Raw genomic sequence first — 410 nt, 5'->3', positions numbered from 1 at the left:
GTTGATGCGGGTGCCATGCGCGATCAGGCTCTTGATGGGCGGCTGCTTCTTGCGGGAAAACATGGCGGGAATCTCCTTGCGGCATGGCCGGAGGGATCGCCGGGACGGCAGGCGCGCGCCAGGACTCACCTCACTCCACCGGGAAGTGCTGGACGGCGCGCACCGCGCTCCCCTCCAGAACCCGCGCGGTCACGGTTTTTACCACGGCATTCGCCGGGATCTCCGACACGCCCTCGACGCGGCGGTAGTGCTCGAACTGCAGCGCCTGCCCGCCGCCGGGCAGCGGCTGCGTCCACGGCCGTCCGTCCCGGGTCCCTTCGACCAGCAGTTCCAGCCGGCCCTTGAATTCGGGGGCATTGCGCACGGGCTGGATCACCAGCACCTGCCAGCGCAGCTGTCCGGCGCCGATG

Annotated in this window: 1 pseudogene; it reads right to left on the bottom strand. The window is 69.8% G+C overall.

The features are described 5' to 3' along the window. Positions 1–130: 130 nt before the first annotated feature. Positions 131–410: pseudogene (locus KDL01_RS47335) on the bottom strand (DUF6776 family protein); the annotation flags it as partial.

It is taken from the genome of Actinospica durhamensis, from assembly GCF_018139695.1.
GTDB classification, from domain to species: Bacteria; Actinomycetota; Actinomycetes; order Streptomycetales; family Catenulisporaceae; genus Actinospica; species Actinospica durhamensis.
The sequence above is the reverse complement of the archived record's forward strand: the minus strand, read 5'-3'. Positions and strand labels throughout refer to the sequence as shown.